Genomic DNA, 15,246 nt, shown 5'->3' with positions numbered 1-15,246 from the left:
ACGGATCCAGCACGCGTACTAAGCAGTAACTTAATCGGTTCGTGCTGAGGTTACCCAGTTGTCTCGACGCAATGTAGTGGCGCGGGTGGTGATCTGTGTCGCTGGGGCGCGCCCGCGGGCCGGGGAACGGGGGGCGGGCGCCGCTCCCCGGCCCCCAGGACGGCGGGCGGGCGCCGCGCGTACGAGCCTCGGGGCGCGCCCGGGAGGGTGTGGCCGGGGCTCCACCAGGAGCAGGGCCGGCAGCGTACGGACCAGGATCAGGAGGTCGAGGCCGATCCAGTGGTGCGCGACGTAGTGCTGGTCCAGCAGCGGGGTCTCGTCCCACGGCATTGGCGAGTGCCGCCGTACCTGCGCGAGACCGGTCAGACCCGGCCGTACGAGCTGCCGCCACGGAGCGGCCGCCGCCGGGGAGCCGTGTGCGAGCGGGGCGGGCCCGACCAGGGACAGGTCGCCCCGTACGACGTGGGGCAGCCTGGACACCAGGTCGAGGCGGAACCGGCGGGTGCGCAGCGCGCGCAGGACGAAGGGGCGGCCGTGCAGGCCGGTGCGACGGTCGGTGGTGAAGGCGGGCCGGCCCGGCCGCCGGCCCCGTACCACCTCCGTCAGTGCCGCCACCACCAGTACCGGCGCCGCCAGAACCAGCAGGACCGAGCCGAGCGTCAGATCCAGGAGGCGTTTGGGGTCCGCGAGCCGTGCCGCTCGCCCCGCCACCCATGACGTGAGTCGTTCCATGGCGGACACCTGACCGTTCCGGGCTCAAGAGGGCTCAAGGGGCTCAAGGAGGTTCAAGCGGCTCCCGGGGAACTTTCGGGGCCTTTGTGAAAGTTATGACAGAACGACCGCAGGACGCGGCCGCCTCGCCGCGCGAGGCGCTCCGCGTACCGGCGGACACTCCGCAAGCCCCCCGCCAGGCCCGTTGCGCCGCGTCAGCACGATTATTGAGCCCCCTCGACTCAGGTCCTTTGACTCGCCGCGATCCGTGATGCATCCTTGAGCCTGTTCCACTCAAGTCAGTTGGAGGAATTGAAATGGCACGTGCGGTCGGCATCGACCTGGGCACGACTAACTCCGTCGTCAGCGTTCTCGAAGGCGGCGAGCCCACCGTCATCACCAACGCAGAGGGCGCCAGGACCACGCCGTCCGTCGTCGCCTTCGCCAAGAACGGCGAGGTGCTCGTCGGAGAGGTAGCCAAGCGCCAGGCGGTCACGAACGTCGACAGGACCATCCGGTCGGTCAAGCGCCACATGGGCACCGACTGGAAGATGAACCTGGACGGCAAGGACTTCAACCCGCAGCAGATCTCGGCCTTCGTGCTGCAGAAGCTGAAGCGGGACGCGGAGGCGTACCTGGGCGAGAAGGTCACCGACGCGGTGATCACCGTACCGGCGTACTTCAACGACTCCGAGCGCCAGGCCACCAAGGAGGCCGGCGAGATCGCGGGCCTCACGGTGCTGCGTATCGTCAACGAGCCGACGGCGGCCGCGCTGGCCTACGGGCTCGACAAGGACGACCAGACGATCCTGGTCTTCGACCTCGGTGGCGGTACGTTCGACGTCTCGCTGCTGGAGATCGGTGACGGCGTCGTCGAGGTGAAGGCCACCAACGGTGACAACCACCTCGGTGGTGACGACTGGGACCAGCGCCTCGTGGACTTCCTGGTGAAGCAGTTCGCCAACGGCCACGGCGTGGACCTGGGCAAGGACAAGATGGCTCTCCAGCGTCTCCGCGAGGCCGCGGAGAAGGCGAAGATCGAGCTGTCCTCGTCCAGCGAGACCACGATCAACCTTCCGTACATCACGGCGTCGGCCGAGGGCCCGCTGCACCTGGACGAGAAGATCACCCGCTCGCAGTTCCAGCAGCTCACCTCCGACCTGCTGGACCGCTGCAAGACGCCGTTCCACAACGTCATCAAGGACGCCGGCATCGCGCTGTCCGAGATCGACCACGTGGTGCTCGTCGGTGGCTCGACCCGTATGCCCGCCGTGGCGGAGCTGGTCAAGGAGCTGACCGGTGGCCGTGACGCCAACAAGGGTGTGAACCCCGACGAGGTCGTCGCCATCGGTGCCGCGCTCCAGGCCGGTGTCCTCAAGGGTGAGGTCAAGGACGTCCTGCTCCTTGACGTGACCCCGCTGTCCCTGGGTATCGAGACCAAGGGCGGCATCATGACCAAGCTGATCGAGCGCAACACGACGATCCCGACGAAGCGCTCCGAGATCTTCACGACGGCCGAGGACAACCAGCCGTCGGTGCAGATCCAGGTCTACCAGGGCGAGCGCGAGATCGCCGCGTACAACAAGAAGCTCGGGATGTTCGAGCTGACCGGCCTGCCGCCCGCCCCGCGCGGGGTGCCGCAGATCGAGGTCGCCTTCGACATCGACGCCAACGGCATCATGCACGTGGCCGCGAAGGACCTCGGCACGGGCAAGGAGCAGAAGATGACCGTCACCGGCGGCTCCTCGCTGCCGCGCGACGAGGTCAACCGGATGCGCGAAGAGGCCGAGCAGTACGCGGACGAGGACCACAAGCGCCGCGAGGCCGCCGAGACGCGCAACCAGGCGGAGCAGCTCGTCTACCAGACGGAGAAGTTCCTCAAGGACAACGAGGACAAGGTCCCCGGCGACGTCAAGACGGAGGTCGAGGAGTCCATCGCCGAGCTGAAGGAGAAGCTCAAGGGCGAGGATACCGCCGAGATCCGTACGTCCACGGAGAAGGTCGCGGCCGTCTCCCAGAAGCTGGGCCAGGCGATGTACGCCAACGCCCAGGCCGAGGGCGCGACCGCCGGTGCCGAGGCGCCGGGCGGCCAGCAGGGCCAGGCGTCCCAGGACGGTACGGACGACGTCGTCGACGCCGAGATCGTGGACGACGAGCGTGACACCAAGGGCGGTGCCGCGTGACCGAGGAGACCCCGGGCTTCGAAGAGAAGCCTGACGTCCCCTCCGGCGCGACCCCCGAAGACGCCGCGCCGCAGGCCGGCGGGCCGGACTCCGTGAAGGAGACCGGCCCGGCGGCCCCGGCCGGGGACGTGAACGACATAGCTCTGACAGCACAGCTGGACCAGGTGCGCACGGCGCTCGCCGAGCGTACGGCGGACCTCCAGCGGCTCCAGGCCGAGTACCAGAACTACCGCCGCAGGGTGGAGCGCGACCGGGTCACCGTCAAGGAGATCGCTGTCGCGAAGCTCCTGACGGAGCTGCTGCCGGTGCTCGACGACATCGGGCGCGCCCGGGAGCACGAAGAGCTGGTGGGCGGCTTCAAGTCGGTCGCCGAGTCGCTGGAGACCATCGTCGCCAAGATGGGCCTCCAGCAGTTCGGCAAGGAGGGCGAGCCCTTCGACCCGACGATCCACGAAGCGCTGATGCACTCGTATGCGCCGGATGTCACGGAAGACACCTGCGTCGCGATCCTTCAGCCTGGGTACCGGTTCGGCGAGCGGACGATCAGGCCCGCCCGGGTCGCGGTGGCGGAGCCCCAGCCGGGGGCCACGCCGAAGTCGGCGGAGGAGGCGGGCGAGTCCGGCTCGTCCGCCCAAGGCAAGGACGACGGTGGCCCCGACGAGGGCTGACGCCGAGGCACGGACGAGTGCTGACGCACGCACGGACGGCGTGAGGGTGGCCGGTGGAGAGGAGGGACGTCGGGAATGAGCACGAAGGACTTCGTGGAGAAGGACTACTACAAGGTTCTCGGCGTCCCCAAGGACGCCACCGAGGCCGAGATCAAGAAGGCGTACCGGAAGCTCGCCCGCGAGTTCCACCCGGACGCCAACAAGGGCGACGCGAAGGCCGAGGAGCGCTTCAAGGAGATCTCCGAGGCCAACGACGTACTCGGCGACACCAAGCGCCGCAAGGAGTACGACGAGGCCCGCGCGCTCTTCGGCAACGGCGGCTTCCGGCCGGGACCCGGCGCCGGCGGCGGTTCCTTCAACTTCGACCTGGGCGACCTCTTCGGGGGCGCCCCGGGCGGCGGTGGTACGGGAACGGCGCAGGGCGGCGGCTTCGGCGGCGGCGGTGGCGGCATCGGGGACATGTTCGGCGGCCTCTTCAACCGGGGAGGCCCCGGCACCACCCGCGTGCAGCCGCGCCGCGGCCAGGACATCGAGTCCGAGGTGACGCTCAGCTTCACCGAGGCGGTCGACGGGGCCACCGTCCCGCTGCGGATGTCCAGCCAGGCACCCTGCAAGGCCTGCTCGGGCACGGGCGACAAGAACGGCACCCCGCGGGTCTGCCCGACCTGCGTGGGCACCGGACAGGTCTCCCGTGGCAGCGGTGGCGGCTTCTCGCTCACCGACCCGTGCGTGGACTGCAAGGGCCGCGGTCTGATCGCCCAGGACCCCTGCGAGGTCTGCAAGGGCAGCGGGCGCGCCAGGTCGTCCAGGACGATGCAGGTACGGATTCCGGCGGGCGTCAGCGACAACCAGCGGATCCGGCTGCGCGGCAAGGGCGCTCCCGGCGAGCGCGGCGGCCCGGCGGGCGACCTGTACGTGGTCGTGCATGTCGGCGCCCACCCGGTCTTCGGCCGGAAGGGCGACAACCTCACCGTCACGGTGCCGGTCTCCTTCACGGAGGCGACGCTGGGCGGCGAGGTGAAGGTGCCGACGCTCGGCGGCCCCCCGGTCACGCTGAAACTGCCCGCGGGGACCCCGAACGGCCGTACGATGCGCGCCCGTGGCAAGGGCGCCGTACGCAAGGACGGCAGCCGCGGGGACCTGTTGGTCACCGTCGAGGTCGCCGTCCCCAAGGACCTCGGTGTGGAGGCACGTGACGCGCTGGAGGCCTACCGGAAGGCGACGGCGGACGACGACCCGCGGGCGGAGCTGTTCCAGGCCGCGAAGGGAGCATGACCCGAGATGGACAGGGACGGGCGGCGCAGACCGCCCTCTGCGTTCGGCAGGGCGTACGAACTGACCGAGGAGACGCCGGTGTACGTCATCTCGGTGGCGGCCCAGCTCTCGGGGCTGCACCCGCAGACCCTCCGGCAGTACGACCGCCTGGGCCTGGTCTCCCCGGACCGTACGGCGGGGCGGGGCCGGCGCTACTCGGCCCGTGACATCGAGCTGCTCCGCCAGGTGCAGGCGCTGTCCCAGGACGAGGGCATCAACCTCGCGGGCATCAAGCGGATCATCGAGCTGGAGAACCAGGTCGCCGCGCTCCAGGCCCGGGTCGCCGAGCTGTCGGCGGCCGTGGACGGCGCGGCGGCGGCCATGCGCCAGCGCGAGGCGCAGGTGCATGCCTCGTACCGCCGCGACCTGGTGCCGTACACGGACGTACAGGCGACCAGCGCGCTGGTGGTGTGGCGGCCGGCGGACAGGCCTTAGCGGCCTTCGCGAAGTGGCCCGCCCCCGGATGCCTGTGTGTCGGCTCCGGGGGCGCTGTGCTGCGTCCAGCGGGTCGGAGGGCCTGTGTTGAGAGGTTCTGGCAAGAGGCCCGCGCATGCAGGTTCCTGGTCAGGAGTCAGGATCGCCGGTCCGGGTTCCTGGTCAGGACCGCTGGTCCGGGTTCCTGGTCAGGATCGGCCGGTCCGGGTTCCTGGTCAGGATCGGCCGGTCCGGCTCGTGGTCACGACTGCTGGTTCAGAATCCCCGAATTCGCGATGAGGTAGCCGAGTTGCGCGCGGCTGCCGCTGCCCAGCGTGGTGGCGAGCTTGGCGATGTGCGCGCGGCACGTCCGTACGTTCATCCCGAGCCGGCGCGCGATGGCCTCGTCCACGTACCCCTCCACCAGGAGCTGGGCGATGGTCCGCTGGACACCGGTGATGCCGGCCGGGGTCGGCTCGTACTCCACCTGCTCGGTGAGGGGCGTGGCGCGCCGCCAGAGCTGCTCGAAGACCTGCGCCAGGTAGTCCACGAGCCCCGGGTGACGCAGCTCCAGGGCCACCTGGCGGTCGGACCTGGCGGGGATGTACGCGACGGTCCGGTCGAAGATGATCAGGCGCTCGGTGAGCTCTTCCAGTGTCCTGATCTCCACCGTGTTCTGGCCCAGCATCTCCGCGTAGGCGAGGGTGCCCTGGCTGTGGCGTGCCGTGTGCTGGTACAAGGTTCGGATGCTGACGCCGCGGTTCACGACCGCCCTGCCGCGCTCCAACGCCTGGGCGAGCAGGTGCGCGCTCCTGCCGCCGCCCGGTTGCAGGGTCAGTACTTCCGTTTTGCACTCGGCGGTGGACAGGTCGAGCGCGGCGTTGATCCGGCTGTCGCCCTCCAGGACGGTGATCGCGTGGGTGATGGGCGGATCCTGGGCGCTGATCGTCATGAACGGCTCGAAAGAGTCGGTCAGTTCGACGGCGAAATGTCGCCTCTCCTGGATCTCCCGCTCGATGGGGTGGAGCCGCTGGGCGAGCGCCGCGGACGGTGGAACGGGGCGAAGCCAGTCCGCATCGTCCGGATCCGGGTGCAGAAGCGGGAATTCCATGAGGCACGGAGCCACCGCGGCTTCGCTCCGGGCGATGCGTCCGGAGCGCAGCGCACTGGCGTAAAGCCGCCTGCCCTCATCACACATATCGGTGATGGCATGGGGATGTGTCGGGTTTGTGTCTCTTGCGGGCAAATCTCCACCCCCCAGGGTCCTGAACATACAGGAACATGATGCCTCGATCCGGTGGCGTTGGTGTGCCCGGGTGGGACATCGTCTTCATGGCGGGGGAAGAGGAACCCATTAAGTGAGGACGAAGCCGACTATGTATAAGAGAATGCTTCGCGCGGTGGCTGCCACTGCTTTCTCTGCGGCTCTGGCCTGTGGTGTGCTGGCTGTCGGGGGAGACGCAGGTCAGGTCACCACGCCTGCCGGATCGCAGGCCGCGGGAGCGGGTGACATCGCGTGGGGAGCCGCGGCGGGTGACATCGCGTGGGGTGCCGCAGCGGGTGACATCGCGTGGGGCCCGGCACCGACGGACATCGCCTGGGGCGAGCCGGCTGGCACCGGCGCATGACTGTCCCGCCGGACGACCGGGTCTTCCGGCGGGAGATGGCCACGGCTTACCGGTCGGGCTGGCACTTCATCGACCTTGTCACGGCGATTCCGCACCGTGGCGACTCGCTGACAGTGACCCTGTTCGGAGAGCCGATCCTCGTGGTACGCGAGGAGGACGACGATGTCCGGGCCTACCGTTGCCTGCGGAAGCCGAGGGGCGCCCCACAGCCCGTCCGCTGTGCCATCCGGTACGACATGATTTTCGTGAACCTCGACCAGCGTGATCACCAGCTGGTCGAACCCAAGACCATCCTCGCCACCCCCCGCAGTGCCTGAGCGATTCCCCCGTCGTTGTAGATCGCTCCGGCACTTCCCCCACACAGCGGCGCCATCGTGGACCTGAAACACGATGGCGCCGCTGTGCCCCCCGCCCGCGTGCGGGCGCGTCCGGTCGGGGCACCCCCCTGGCCCCGACCGGACGATCACGCGCGACCGAGCGCCCGGTCCAGGGCGATCTCGATGACAACCCGGTCCGGGTTGGGCGCGGGAGTGCGTCCGTAGCGCTCCGCGTAACGGCTTTCCGCGTCTGCCACGGCTTCCTGGCCCGTACGGATCGTCGCGACGCCTTCCAGGGTCGCCCAGCGCCTCTTGTGCACCTGGCAGACGGCGACCCGTGCGCCGCCGCGTGACGTATCGCCTGATGTGGCGCCTGATGTGTGGCCTGATGTGTGGCCGCTTCCCGCGCCCGACGCCAGGATGTTGGCCACCTTCCTGCTGTTCTTGTTGGTGATGACCCGTGCGAGGCGAGCCTCCGGGTCGTACGTCACCCCCACCGCGACCACATGCGGCGTGCCGTCGGCCCGCAGGGTGGTCAGCGTGCACAGGTGGTGCTCGCGCCAGAACGCGAGAAACTCGGGGCTGGGGTGGTGTACGTCATGAGCCATGTGGAAAGCGTAGGCGTGCGACCCTGAGTGGAATAGACTCAACTTTGCGTAGGTTGCCTCAGTCAGAGTTGAGACTGGGGCGCGACACCCCAGCCAGAGTTGAGATCCGCGCGAGGAGGAGAAAGCGCCCGTGGACGCCGAGCTGACCAACAAGAGCCGGGACGCCATCAACGCCGCCACCAGCAGGGCCGTGGCGGCGGGCCACGCCGACCTGACCCCCGCCCACCTGCTGCTCGCCCTGCTCTCGGGCCAGGACAACGAGAACGTGACCGATCTGCTGACCGCCGTCGAGGCGGACCAGGCGGCGGTACGGTCCGGTACGGAGCGGCTGCTGGCCGCCCTGCCGACCGCCGCGGGCTCCACCGTGGCGCCCCCGCAGCCCAACCGCGAGCTGCTGGCCGTCATCGCGGACGCCGACCGGCGGGCGAAGGAGCTGGGCGACGAATACCTTTCCACCGAGCACCTCCTGATCGGCATCGCCGCGAAGGGCGGGCGGACCGGGGAGGTGCTGGACCGGCAAGGGGCCGGGGCGAAGAAGCTGCTGGACGCGTTCGAGAAGGCAAGGGGAGGGCGCCGGGTGACCACACCCGACCCGGAGGGCCAGTACAAGGCCCTGGAGAAGTTCGGCACCGATTTCACCGCCGCCGCCCGCGAGGGCAGGCTCGACCCGGTCATCGGCCGGGACCAGGAGATCCGGCGTGTGGTGCAGGTGCTGTCACGCCGTACGAAGAACAATCCGGTCCTGATCGGTGAGCCCGGCGTCGGCAAGACGGCCGTGGTCGAAGGGCTCGCACAGCGGATTGTCAAGGGCGACGTGCCGGAATCGCTCAAGAACAAGCGGCTGGTTTCGCTGGACCTCGGTGCGATGGTGGCCGGCGCGAAGTACCGCGGAGAGTTCGAGGAGCGCCTCAAGACCGTCCTCGCCGAGATCAAGGGCAGCGACGGACAGATCATCACGTTCATCGACGAACTGCACACCGTCGTCGGCGCGGGCGCCGGCGGCGACTCCGCCATGGACGCGGGCAACATGCTCAAGCCGATGCTGGCCCGTGGCGAGCTGCGGATGGTCGGCGCGACGACGCTCGACGAGTACCGCGAGCGGATCGAGAAGGACGCGGCGCTGGAGCGGCGCTTCCAGCAGGTGCTGGTGGCCGAGCCGAACGTCGAGGACACGATCGCGATCCTGCGCGGGCTCAAGGGCCGGTACGAGGCCCACCACAAGGTGCAGATCGCGGACGCGGCGCTGGTCGCCGCCGCCACCCTCTCCGACCGGTACATCACCTCGCGGTTCCTGCCCGACAAGGCCATCGACCTGGTGGACGAGGCCGCGTCCCGGCTCCGGATGGAGATCGACTCCTCGCCGCTGGAGATCGACGAGCTCCAGCGGTCCGTCGACCGCCTCCGTATGGAGGAGCTGGCGCTCAAGAACGAGTCCGACCCCGCCTCCAAGCAGCGGCTGGAGAAGCTGCGCCGCGACCTCGCGGACCGCGAGGAGGAGCTGCGCGGGCTGAACGCGCGCTGGGAGAAGGAGAAGCAGGGCCTCAACCGCGTCGGTGAGCTGAAGGAGCGCCTGGACGACCTGCGCGGCCAGGCGGAGCGCGCGCAGCGTGACGGCGACTTCGACACCGCGTCCAAGCTGCTGTACGGCGAGATCCCCGGCCTGGAGCGTGAGCTGGAGGAGGCCGCGGAGGCCGAACAGGAAGCGTCCAAGGACACGATGGTCAAGGAGGAGGTCGGCCCCGACGACATCGCGGACGTGGTCGGCTCCTGGACCGGCATCCCGGCGGGGCGGCTGCTGGAGGGCGAGACGCAGAAGCTGCTGCGGATGGAGCAGGAGCTGGGCAAGCGCCTGGTCGGCCAGCACGAGGCCGTGCGGGCCGTGTCCGACGCGGTACGCCGTACCCGCGCCGGAATCGCCGACCCGGACCGGCCCACCGGGTCGTTCCTCTTCCTCGGCCCGACGGGCGTCGGCAAGACCGAGCTGGCGAAGGCGCTCGCGGACTTCCTCTTCGACGACGAGCGGGCGATGGTCCGCATCGACATGAGCGAGTACGGCGAGAAGCACTCGGTGGCCCGGCTGGTCGGCGCGCCTCCCGGCTACGTCGGCTACGAGGAGGGCGGCCAGCTCACGGAGGCGGTGCGCCGGCGCCCGTACTCGGTGATCCTCCTGGACGAGGTGGAGAAGGCCCATCCCGAGGTCTTCGACATCCTGCTCCAGGTCCTGGACGACGGCCGGCTCACGGACGGCCAGGGCCGGACGGTCGACTTCCGCAACACCATCCTGGTCCTGACGTCGAACCTGGGCAGCCAGTTCCTGGTCGAGCCGCTGACGGGCGAGGAGGAGAAGAAGCAGCAGGTCCTGAAGGTCGTCCGGTCCTCCTTCAAGCCGGAGTTCCTGAACCGCCTGGACGACCTGGTGGTCTTCTCGGCCCTGTCCAAGGACGAACTGGCCCACATCGCCGGCCTCCAGATCGACCGCCTGGCCGCCCGCCTGGCGGAACGCCGCCTGACCCTGGACGTCACTCCCGAGGCCCTGTCCTGGCTGGCGGAGGAGGGCAACGACCCGGCGTACGGCGCCCGCCCCCTGCGCCGCCTGATCCAGACGGCGATCGGCGACCAGCTGGCGAAGGAGATCCTGGCGGGCGAGATCACGGACGGCGACACGGTCCGCGTGGCCCGCTTCGGCGACGGCCTGATCGTGGGGCCGGGGGAGCCGGAGGAGGCGGAGGCTTCGGGGAGCGCGCCGACGGAGAAGACGTTGTAGTGCGTGTCGGCTTTGACGGGCCCGTCACCCACCTGGGTGGTGGGCCTGTCCACGTTCGTGGGCAGGAAGCTACCATCGGATAAAGCTTGATACTGGCGGTTCACTTGCGCACAAGGCTCTTTGGAGGCGCCACGGCATGTTGCTGAGCTTTCGTGTCGCCAATCACGGCTCCCTGCGCGAGCCGCAGGAGCTGAATCTCGCACCGGTGTACGGGGACGAGCGGCCCGCGGTGCCGGTCGTGGCGATCTACGGTGCCAACGCGTCGGGGAAGTCGACGGTTGTGGACGCGTTTAAGTTCTTCAAGACGGCCGTGCACCAATCGCAGGCGAGGTGGTTGCCTGGTGCGCCTGTCCCGCGTCGGCCCTTCCTCCTGGATCACGAGAGCCGGGCGGAAGCGTCTTCCTATGCTGTCGACGTGCGGCACAAAGGCGTGCGGCACGTGTACGGCTTCAGCATCACGGATGCCGAAGTGACCGAGGAGTGGTTGTACGTCTATCCCAAGGGTCGCAGACGCGTCCTCTTCGAGCGCGCCCGCATGGCGATGGCCTACGGCGCCACGCTGACGGGTGAGCGGGTCGCCGCCGAGCGCATCATGCGGCCCAACAGCCTTTATCTCTCCGCTGCCGCCCAGTCGGCACACAGGCAGCTCGGCGCGGTGTGGCTTGAGCTGCACAGTGCGCTGGTCATTGAGGACCACACACGGCAGTCGATTGCCCAGTTCGGGGCGTTTGCGGTCGCGGCCTACGAGAAGCTCGCCAACAAGGGACTGCCCCTTGGGGCGGAGGTTCTGGCGGCGGCGGATCTGGGTGTGCACGGCATTCGTCGCGGACCGGCGGACGCGCCGAGCGGGCGAGTAGACCAAGAGGACGCCTTCGAACTGGCGGAGTCAGAGTCGATGGAATTCGTTCACCGCGTAGGCACTGAGGATTTCGTACTGCCCGTCGATGCTGAATCGGCCGGCACGAAAACGTGGCTGACGCTGGTGACGGGAGGACTCTCCGCGATCTTGGCGGGCCGGGCCATGTGGGTCGACGAGGTCGACGTCAGCCTCCACCCCATGCTCACGGCCAAGCTGGTCACCCTGTTCCAGAACCCGGAGCTGAATCCGCACGGCGCCCAGTTGATTTTCACCACCCACGACGCCTCGCTCCTCGGCACCATGCTCGGTGACCAAGTTCTGCAGCGGGACCAGGTGTGGTTCGTGGAGAAGGACCCCGCGACCGGGGCCTCCGAGCTCTACCCGCTCAGCGACTTCAAGCCCCGCAAGGGAGAGAACTTCGAGCGGCGCTACCTGGCGGGCAGCTACGGGGCCGTACCGCTGCTGCCGGAGACGGCGTTCGAGGACATGCTCAAGAAGTACTGGGGGGCGCATGGCGAGGTCATTTCCACGTGAGGGCTCGGGCCGGCGCCGTGGTCCGGTCCGGCGGTCCGCCCGCACCATGCTGGTCGTCTGCGGCAGCAAGGAGACCGAGCGGCAGTACCTGCAAGGGTTACGCGATCACCTGCGCAACCCGGCCGTCTCCGTCGTCGTACGCGGCAAGGCGTGCTCGCCGACGCAGCTGGTCGAGTACGCACGCGGGCAGTGGGACCTGAACCGGGACGGGTACGACGAGGTGTGGTGCGTCTTCGACGTCGATGAGTACCCCGACGTGGCCGAGTCGGCTGTCCTGGCCCGCCGGTACGGCATCAGGATCGCCGTGTCGAACCCGTGCTTCGAGCTGTGGCTGCTCCTCCACTTCGCCGATCACCGCGCGCACGTCGCCACGTACAAGAAGCTGCTGCCCCTGATGCTCAAGCACGTCCCGGCCTACGACAAGACACGCATCGACTTCGCCCGATACCGGGAAAATGTGGCCCAGGCGACCGTCAGAGCCCGCACGCTCGACCCCAGCGGGGAGGAACACGCCCGCAACCCGTCGACCGGCGTTTGGCGGCTCACGGACCGTATGACTGACCCGTGAGCGCATCGAACGGCTATCGCGACTAGGGTCGATGGGAGACAACGGCACGCACGCCATCCTCAGGAGTTTCCAGCGATGTCTATCGACCCGTCCTCGATTCCGAATTTCGGGGGACCGCCCCAGCCGCAGGGTGCAGGACCGGCGGGCCCCGTCGTCCCCGACCAGGATCTGGTCAAGCAGCTCCTCGAACAGATGGAGCTGAAGTACGTCGTCGACGACGAGGGTGACCTCGCGGCGCCGTGGGAGGAATTCCGTACGTACTTCATGTTCCGCGGCGAGGACGACCAGCAGGTCTTCTCGGTGCGGACGTTCTACGACCGGCCGCACCCGATCACGGACAAGGACAAGATCCTCGACGCGATCGACGACTGGAACCGCCGGACGCTGTGGCCCAAGGTGTACAGCCACATCCACGAGGAGGGGGACGGTCCGCCCACCATCCGCCTCATCGGTGAGGCCCAGATGCTGATCAGCATGGGCGTCAACCTGGAGCACTTCGTGTCGTCCACGGTCAGCTGGGTGCGCGCGTCGATCGAGTTCGACAAGTGGCTGCTTGAGCAGTTCGGCCTCGCGCCGGGCGACGAGAACCCCGAGGACGCCTAGGTCTCGTACGTCCCGTAGCGGAACGACAGCCCGGCCAGGGCAGTGATCACCACGATCGCCGCCCTGGCCGGGCTTTTCGCTGCGCCGTCGCGAGCGGCAGTCGCGTACGTCGCGGCGCCTATCGTGAGGCGGACCAGCGGACCAGCGGACCGGCGGATGGGTAGAGGCGTGGACATGGATCTGGGTGTGGGTACGGGCGTCGGCGCGGATACGGATACGGGTACGGGCGCGCGCGCCTGGCCGGCCGCCGGGCGCGTGCGGGGCATGGGTACGTCGATCTTCACCGAGATGACCGAACTGGCCCGCAGCACCGGCGCGATCAACCTCGGCCAGGGCGTCCCGGAGCTGCCCAGTCCGCCCGGCCTCCTGCGCGACGTGGCGGACGCCGTGCTCGCCGGCCACAACCAGTACCCGCCCGCCGTCGGCTTCCCCGCCCTGCGCGAGGCCGTCGCCGCGCATCAGCTGCGGTGGTACGGGCTCGCGTACGACCCGGTCGGCGAGGTCCTCGTGACGACCGGCGCGACCGAGGCGCTCGCCGCCGCCGTGCTGGCCTTCTGCGATCCCGGGGACGAGGTCGTCGCCTTCGACCCCTGCTACGACGCGTACGCGGCGGACGCGCGGCTCGCGGGGGCCACGCTCGTCCCCGTACCGCTGGCCCTCGACGGGGACCACTTCGCGCTGGACGCCGACGCACTGCGCGCCGCGGTGTCCCCCCGTACACGCGTCCTGATCCTGAACACCCCGCACAACCCCACCGGCAAGGTCTTCACCCCGGCGGAACTGGCCGAGGTCGCGGACGTGTGCCGTACGTACGACCTGACGGTGATCACGGACGAGGTGTACGAGCACCTCGTGTACGAGGACGGCGTCCGCCACCTGGCCGTCGCCGCGCTGCCCGGGATGCGGGAGCGGACCGTGGTCGTCTCGTCGGCCGGCAAGACCTTCAACACCACGGGCTGGAAGATCGGTTGGGTCTGCGGGCCCGCGCCGCTGGTGGCCGCGGTGGGCGCGGCGAAGCAGTTCCTGACGTACGCCTCGGGTACGCCGTACCAGGAAGCACTCGCCCGGGCCCTCGGCTCGGTCGAGGAGTGGGCGGCGGAACTGCGCGGCACCCTGCGCGCGCACCGGGACCTCCTGAGCACCGGACTGGCGGCGGCGGGCCTGCGCCCCTTCCGCGCGGACGCGGGCTACTTCGTCCAGGCCGACGTACGTCCGGCGGGGTACGAGAACGGCGTGGACTTCTGCCGCGACCTGCCGGGCCGCGCCGGCGTGGTGGCCATCCCGACCTCGGCGTTCTACGTGGGCGCGGACGCGCCGGCCTGGCTGGTGCGCTTCTCGTTCTGCAAGCGGGCGGACGTGTTGGGGACGGCGGTGGAGCGGCTGTCGGCGCTCGCGCCCTGACTCGCGCGGTGATGCGTGTGTGGTGCGGGGCGCGTGGGCGAAGCGGGTTCGAACCTCTGGAGTTGCTCAATTCGGCTTTGGCCGTGGGGGCGTGGGGGGACATCCCTGTCACGGGGGAAACGCAGGAAACGAAGGAAGCAAAGGAAGCCAAGGAACGCAGGAAGCCGGGCAGTAGCGGAGCCGGCCACGCGAAGGCGCGAGGGTCTCGCTTCGGGGGAAGTGAAGGATGGGGGGGCCATGGCAGGTCTGGTGATCGCGTTTGTCGTGTTCGTGGTGATCGCGATAGCGGTGAAGGCGGTGGTCGGGAGTGTCACTCGCGACCAGCGGCGTACGACGGCCGTGAACGGCGTGACGTCGTTGAAGAAGAAGGGTGCCAAGAAGAAGCGCTCCGAGGGCAGTTGGTGGGCCGGGGGCGGCGCTGCCGGCGGGGGCGGCGGGGGCGGGGGCGGTGCGTCCTGCGCGGGCGGGGGTTCCTCCTGTGGCGGCGGATCGTCGTGCGGCGGTGGCGGGGGGTGCGGCGGCGGAGGCGGCTGACACGGGGCAGCCGGTCCGCAGTTGTTGACCGTCGCGGTTGTTGACCGTCGTCGGCGCCCGGTGGGGAGCACGTGCCCACCGGGCGCCGTCGTGCCCGGACGTGCCGGGGAGTGCCGGGAGGGTGTGCCGGGACGCACCGG

General features: G+C 69.5%; 15 protein-coding genes. 11 read left to right on the top strand and 4 right to left on the bottom strand.

Annotated features, from left to right (window positions below):
• Positions 1-30 precede the first annotated feature (30 nt).
• Entirely contained in the window at positions 31-732 is a 702-nt protein-coding gene (locus OG349_RS16590; protein WP_327235342.1) for a sugar transferase, read from the bottom strand.
• 296 nt (positions 733-1,028) lie between these two features.
• Between OG349_RS16590 and dnaK the strand changes: the two genes are divergently transcribed.
• The 4 genes from dnaK (at position 1,029) to OG349_RS16570 (ending at position 5,311) form a co-directional block, all read left to right on the top strand.
• Positions 1,029-2,894, top strand: coding sequence for a molecular chaperone DnaK (gene dnaK, locus OG349_RS16585; RefSeq protein ID WP_327235341.1), 1,866 nt, complete (start codon positions 1,029-1,031; stop codon positions 2,892-2,894).
• On the top strand, positions 2,891-3,562 hold the full coding sequence (gene grpE, locus OG349_RS16580) for a nucleotide exchange factor GrpE (RefSeq protein WP_327235340.1): 672 nt from the start codon (positions 2,891-2,893) through the stop codon (positions 3,560-3,562). Before dnaK ends, grpE begins: the two co-directional genes overlap by 4 nt.
• Before the next feature lie 75 nt (positions 3,563-3,637).
• The gene (gene dnaJ, locus OG349_RS16575; protein WP_327235339.1) at positions 3,638-4,837 is read left to right on the top strand and encodes a molecular chaperone DnaJ; all 1,200 of its coding nucleotides are present in this window, start codon (positions 3,638-3,640) and stop codon (positions 4,835-4,837) included.
• A gap of 6 nt (positions 4,838-4,843) precedes the next feature.
• Entirely contained in the window at positions 4,844-5,311 is a 468-nt protein-coding gene (locus tag OG349_RS16570) for a heat shock protein transcriptional repressor HspR (protein WP_327235338.1), read from the top strand.
• A 241-nt stretch (positions 5,312-5,552) separates the two neighbouring features.
• Here OG349_RS16570 and OG349_RS16565 read toward each other — a convergent pair whose 3' ends face one another.
• Positions 5,553-6,563, bottom strand: a complete 1,011-nt coding sequence (locus tag OG349_RS16565; RefSeq protein WP_327235337.1) for a helix-turn-helix transcriptional regulator — start codon at positions 6,561-6,563, stop codon at positions 5,553-5,555.
• A 351-nt stretch (positions 6,564-6,914) separates the two neighbouring features.
• On the opposite strand from OG349_RS16565, the gene OG349_RS16560 reads away from it, so the two are divergent.
• Positions 6,915-7,235, top strand: coding sequence for a (2Fe-2S)-binding protein (locus OG349_RS16560; RefSeq protein ID WP_161310980.1), 321 nt, complete (start codon positions 6,915-6,917; stop codon positions 7,233-7,235).
• A 146-nt stretch (positions 7,236-7,381) separates the two neighbouring features.
• On the opposite strand, the gene OG349_RS16555 is transcribed toward OG349_RS16560, so the two are convergent.
• Positions 7,382-7,843, bottom strand: a complete 462-nt coding sequence (locus OG349_RS16555) for a pyridoxamine 5'-phosphate oxidase family protein (RefSeq protein WP_327235336.1) — start codon at positions 7,841-7,843, stop codon at positions 7,382-7,384.
• A gap of 130 nt (positions 7,844-7,973) precedes the next feature.
• Here OG349_RS16555 and clpB point away from each other — a divergent pair, with 130 nt between their 5' ends.
• From clpB to OG349_RS16535, 4 genes are all read left to right on the top strand, one after another.
• Positions 7,974-10,607 carry an ATP-dependent chaperone ClpB gene (gene clpB, locus OG349_RS16550; RefSeq protein ID WP_327235335.1) on the top strand — a complete coding sequence of 878 codons (2,634 nt, stop codon included), beginning with the start codon at positions 7,974-7,976 and terminating at the stop codon, positions 10,605-10,607.
• A gap of 136 nt (positions 10,608-10,743) precedes the next feature.
• Positions 10,744-12,000, top strand: coding sequence for an AAA family ATPase (locus tag OG349_RS16545; protein WP_327235334.1), 1,257 nt, complete (start codon positions 10,744-10,746; stop codon positions 11,998-12,000).
• Positions 12,001-12,046: 46 nt separating this feature from the next.
• Positions 12,047-12,568 carry an RloB family protein gene (locus tag OG349_RS16540; RefSeq protein ID WP_327235333.1) on the top strand — a complete coding sequence of 174 codons (522 nt, stop codon included), beginning with the start codon at positions 12,047-12,049 and terminating at the stop codon, positions 12,566-12,568.
• A gap of 75 nt (positions 12,569-12,643) precedes the next feature.
• Positions 12,644-13,171, top strand: coding sequence for a YbjN domain-containing protein (locus OG349_RS16535; protein ID WP_161310977.1), 528 nt, complete (start codon positions 12,644-12,646; stop codon positions 13,169-13,171).
• Here OG349_RS16535 and OG349_RS16530 read toward each other — a convergent pair.
• Entirely contained in the window at positions 13,168-13,347 is a 180-nt protein-coding gene (locus OG349_RS16530; RefSeq protein WP_327235332.1) for a hypothetical protein, read from the bottom strand. The two genes, OG349_RS16535 and OG349_RS16530, sit on opposite strands and share 4 nt — an antisense overlap.
• On the opposite strand from OG349_RS16530, the gene OG349_RS16525 reads away from it, so the two are divergent.
• On the top strand, positions 13,346-14,572 hold the full coding sequence (locus tag OG349_RS16525; protein WP_442806263.1) for an aminotransferase class I/II-fold pyridoxal phosphate-dependent enzyme: 1,227 nt from the start codon (positions 13,346-13,348) through the stop codon (positions 14,570-14,572). The two genes, OG349_RS16530 and OG349_RS16525, sit on opposite strands and share 2 nt — an antisense overlap.
• A 237-nt stretch (positions 14,573-14,809) precedes the next feature.
• Positions 14,810-15,106, top strand: coding sequence for a hypothetical protein (locus OG349_RS16520; protein ID WP_327235331.1), 297 nt, complete (start codon positions 14,810-14,812; stop codon positions 15,104-15,106).
• Positions 15,107-15,246 lie beyond the last annotated feature (140 nt).

The organism is Streptomyces sp. NBC_01317, assembly GCF_035961655.1.
Taxonomy (GTDB): Bacteria; Actinomycetota; Actinomycetes; order Streptomycetales; family Streptomycetaceae; genus Streptomyces.
This window is presented reverse-complemented; position numbering and strand designations above follow the sequence as displayed.